At 70.7% G+C, this 4,297-nt stretch carries 3 protein-coding genes; all 3 read left to right on the top strand.

Features of this window, described 5'->3' with window-relative positions:
• Positions 1-213 precede the first annotated feature (213 nt).
• Entirely contained in the window at positions 214-1,668 is a 1,455-nt protein-coding gene (locus tag VGD85_RS19515) for a cytochrome ubiquinol oxidase subunit I (RefSeq protein WP_331065097.1), read from the top strand.
• 15 nt (positions 1,669-1,683) lie between these two features.
• A complete protein-coding gene (gene cydB, locus VGD85_RS19510) occupies positions 1,684-2,703 on the top strand; it encodes a cytochrome d ubiquinol oxidase subunit II (protein WP_331065096.1) in 1,020 nt (339 codons plus the stop codon).
• Positions 2,700-4,297, top strand: a 1,598-nt coding sequence (cydD, locus tag VGD85_RS19505; protein WP_331065095.1) for a thiol reductant ABC exporter subunit CydD, incomplete at its 3' end; no start/stop codon positions are given. The genes cydB and cydD, both read left to right, overlap by 4 nt.

The following is a 4,297-nucleotide window of genomic DNA, read 5'->3' as shown; positions in this document are numbered from 1 at the left end:
GTGGTTTCGAGACGGTTGCTGCGCAACCTCCTCAACCACCGCGCGAGAGACTTTTCGGACGGGCTTCTGTCTCAATTCGGTGACGGTTCGGCACCGCGGAGGTGTCCCGGCGTGATGCAGGTCTCGCGCCCCGGGGCAATTAGGGACCTTGGTCCCGGACCTGGGGCCCAGAGACCATGACTGCGGAACGGCGAGGGGACCGAAGGTCGTCTCGTGGACATCCTCGACGTCGCACGGTGGCAGTTCGGCATCACCACCGTCTACCACTTCCTGTTCGTGCCCATCACGATCGGCCTCTCGCTGCTCGTCGCGGTGATGGAGACCATGTGGCTGCGCACCGCGAAACCCGAGTGGCTGCGGCTGGCCAAGTTCTTCGGGAAGCTGTTCCTGATCAACTTCGCGCTCGGCCTCGTCACCGGCATCGTGCAGGAGTTCCAGTTCGGCATGAACTGGTCGGACTACTCCCGGTTCGTCGGTGACATCTTCGGTGCGCCGCTGGCCGTGGAGGCGCTGCTGGCGTTCTTCTTGGAGTCCACGTTCCTGGGGATCTGGATCTTCGGCTGGGACCGGGTGCCGCGCAAGCTGCACGCGAGCTGCATGTGGCTGGTCCACATCGGCACGCTCGCCTCGGCGTGGTTCATCCTCGCCGCCAACTCCTGGATGCAGCACCCGGTCGGCTACGAGTACAACCCCGACACCGGCCGCGCGGAGCTCACCGACTTCTGGGCGGTGATGACCAACAAGGTCCAGCTGGTCACGTTCCCGCACGTGGTCGCCTCGGCGTACATGACCGCGGCCGCGTTCATCCTCGGCATCAGCGCCTGGCTCTACACGAGGAAGCGCTTCGAGCACGATCGGTCGACGTACCGGATGGGCATCCGGCTGGGCGCCGTGGTCGCGCTGGTCGCGGGTCTCGCGGTCTCGATCACCGGTGACATCCAGGGCAAGATCATGACCGACGTCCAGCCGATGAAGATGGCGGCCGCCGAGGCGCTCTACGAGACCGACTCGAACGGGTGCGCACCGTTCTCGTTGTTCACGATCGGCACTCCCGACGGCAAGGACGAGAAGTGGTCGCTGACCGTGCCGTGCGTGCTCTCCTTCCTCGCCGAGGGCGACACCGACGCGCCGGTCGAGGGCATCAACGACCTGCGCGAGCAGTACCAGCAGGAGTACGGCCAGGACCCGGGCGCGGCGTACTACTCACCGGGCGACTTCACGCCCTACATCCCGGTGACCTACTGGTCCTTCCGGTTCATGATCGGGCTCGGCTTCGTGGTGGCCGGCGCCGCGGCGGTGGTGCTCTGGCTGACCCGCAAGGGCCGTACGCCGACCGCGCGCTGGTTCGGCCCGGCGGTGATCTCGCTGCCGGTGCTCGCGGTCGCCGCGAACTCCTTCGGCTGGATCTTCACCGAGATGGGCCGTCAGCCCTGGGCGGTGTTCGGGCTGATGACCACGGCGCACGGCGTCTCGCCGGGCGTGAGCGAGCTCGAGGCGTGGATCTCGGTGATCGTGCTGACGCTGCTGTACGCCGTGCTGGCCGTGATCGAGGTCGGCCTGCTGGTCAAGTACGTCAAGAAGGGCGCCGACCCGTTCGAGGAGCCTCCGAACCCGACACTGCGCGGCAGTGACGAGGACGAGGACCGACCCCTGGCGTTCGCCTACTAAGCGAGAGACGGATCGATGGAGCTCACCACAGTCTGGTTCACCCTGATCGCCGTCCTCTGGATCGGCTACTTCACCCTCGAGGGATTCGACTTCGGCGTCGGCATGCTGCTGCCGGTGCTCGCTCGCAACGAGCGCGAGCGCCGGATGATGATCAACACCATCGGCCCGCACTGGGACGGCAACGAGGTGTGGGTCCTCACCGCGGGCGGTGCGACGTTCGCGGCGTTCCCGGAGTGGTACGCGACGCTGTTCAGCGGGTTCTACCTGCCGTTGCTGCTGATCCTGGTCGCGCTGATCGTGCGCAACCTGGCCTTCGAGTACCGCCACCAGCGGCCCGAGCAGTCGTGGAAGGCCCGCTGGGACCTGTCGATCATCATCGGCTCGTTCGTGCCCGCGATCTTGTGGGGCGTCGCGTTCGCGAACATCGTGCGCGGCGTGCCGATCGACGGGACCTTGGACTTCACCGGCAACCTGTTCACGCTGCTGAACCCCTTCGGCCTCCTCGGCGGCGTCGTCACCCTGCTGCTGTTCCTCACCCACGGCGCGATGTTCCTGGCGCTCAAGACCGACGGCGACATCCGGGTGCGGGCGCGGGCGCTGAGCGTCAAGCTCGGGCTGGGCGCGGCCGTCGCCGCGGTGGTGTTCCTGATCTGGGCGCAGGTCGAGACCGGCAACGTCGGGTCGGCGGTGTTCTACGTGCTGGCCGCGGCCGCCCTGGTGGGCGGCATCGCGATGGCCCGTGCCGGCCGGGAGGGCTGGGGCTTCATCGGCACCTTCGCGGCGATCGCGCTCGCGGTGGCGGGGCTGTTCGTCGGCCTGTTCCCCGACGTGATGCCCTCGACGACCGACGCGGCGTACTCGCTGACCACCACGAACGCGTCCGCCACGGACTACACGCTCAAGGTCATGACGATCGTCGCGGCGATCTTCACCCCGATCGTGCTCGCCTACCAGGCGTGGACGTACTGGGTCTTCCGTCGGCGGATCTCGGAGCACCACATCCCCGAGGCTGAGCTGGAGACCGCGGGCCGGTGAGGCCGGGCGACCCCCGGCTCCGGCGCCAGCTCGCTCCGGCTCGGTCCCAGCTCGCGGTCGTCCTGGCCGCGGGCATGGTCGGCAGCATCCTGCTGGTCGCCCAGGCGTGGGTGGTCACCGAGCTCGTCCTCGCGGCCCTGCACGACGGCGACGTCGGTCGCTGGTCGGCCCTCGTGGTGCTGGTCTTCCTGGCCCGGTCCGCGGCCGGCTGGACGACCGACACGATGGCCGCCCGGGCGGCCGCGGTCGTCGGCACCGACGTACGCCGCCGGGTGGTCGCCGCGATCCTGCGCTCGGACGGCAGCCGGTCCTCCGGCGAGCTCGCGACGCTCGCCACCCGGGGCGCCAGCGCCGCCGAGCCGTACCTGACCCGCTACCTCCCGGCGCTCGTGCTGGCCGGGGTGCTGCCGTGCGTCACGCTGGTGGCGATCGCCACCCAGGACCCGATGAGCGCGCTGATCGTCGTGGGCACGCTGCCGCTCATCCCGGTGTTCGGCATCCTCGTCGGCCTGGCCACCCAGGACCGCGCCCGCTCCCAGTGGCGCGCGCTCGCGTCCTTGTCCGGCCACTTCCTCGACGTGATGCGCGGGCTCCCGACCCTGGTCGCGTTCCGCCGGGCCGAGGCTCAGGCGGCGACGATCCGGGCGGTCACCGACCGCTACCGGCGCCGGACGATGGAGACGCTGAAGATCGCGTTCGCCTCCTCCGCGATCCTCGAGACGGTCGCCACCTTGTCGGTGGCGCTGGTCGCCGTCACGGTCGGCATCCGGCTCGCCCAGGGCAGCCTCGACCTCGAGACCGCGCTGGTGGTGCTGCTGCTCGCGCCCGAGGCCTACTGGCCGCTGCGCCGGGTAGGCGCGGAGTTCCACGCCGCCGCCGAGGGGGTGGCGACGTTCGAGGCCGCGAGCGACCTCGTCGAGGAGCCGGACCGCACCGACGGCGTACGCCGGGCCGGCCCGATGTCGGTCGAAGGGGTGAGCGTGCTGCGGCCCGGCCGCGCCGTACCCGCCCTCGACGCAGTGACGATGACCGTGCCCGACCGCGGCGTGACCGCCGTGACCGGGCCGTCGGGGTGTGGCAAGTCCACCCTGCTCGCGGTGCTCGCCGGCCTGCTGGAGCCGACCTCCGGTGTGGTGCGCGGGCCCGCGCGCAGCCAGATCGCGTGGCTGCCGCAGCGGCCGGTCTTCGTCGCCGGCACCGTCGCCGACAACCTGCGGCTCGCGGTGCCCGGTGCACCCGAGGATCGGCTGTGGGACGCGCTGCGCCGGGTCGCCCTGGAGGAGCGGGTGCGCGACCTGCCGGCCGGGCTCGACACCCCGCTCGGTGAGGACGGTGCGACGCTGTCGGCGGGCGAGCGTGCCCGCCTGGCCCTGGCTCGCGTCGTGCTCGCCGACCGCCCGTGGGTGCTGCTCGACGAGCCGACCGCCCACCTCGACGCGCTGACCGAGCAGGTCGTCGCCGACACAGTCCAGGAGCTCGGGCTGACCCGGGCCGTGATCGTGGTCGCGCACCGGCCGGCGCTGGTCGCGCTCGCCGACCGCGTGGTCGAGCTGACCCCGCCGGAGGTGCCGGAGAGCATCCCGCCGGTCGAGGC

The organism is Nocardioides sp., from assembly GCF_036401255.1.
Lineage (GTDB): Bacteria > Actinomycetota > Actinomycetes > Propionibacteriales > Nocardioidaceae > Nocardioides.
The sequence above is the reverse complement of the archived record's forward strand: the minus strand, read 5'-3'. Positions and strand labels throughout refer to the sequence as shown.

Excerpts from the sequence above, each read along its gene's own strand:
- cydB (WP_331065096.1), top strand. The coding sequence starts at position 1,684 with ATGGAGCTCACCACAGTCTGGTTCACCCTGATCGCCGTCCTCTGGATC.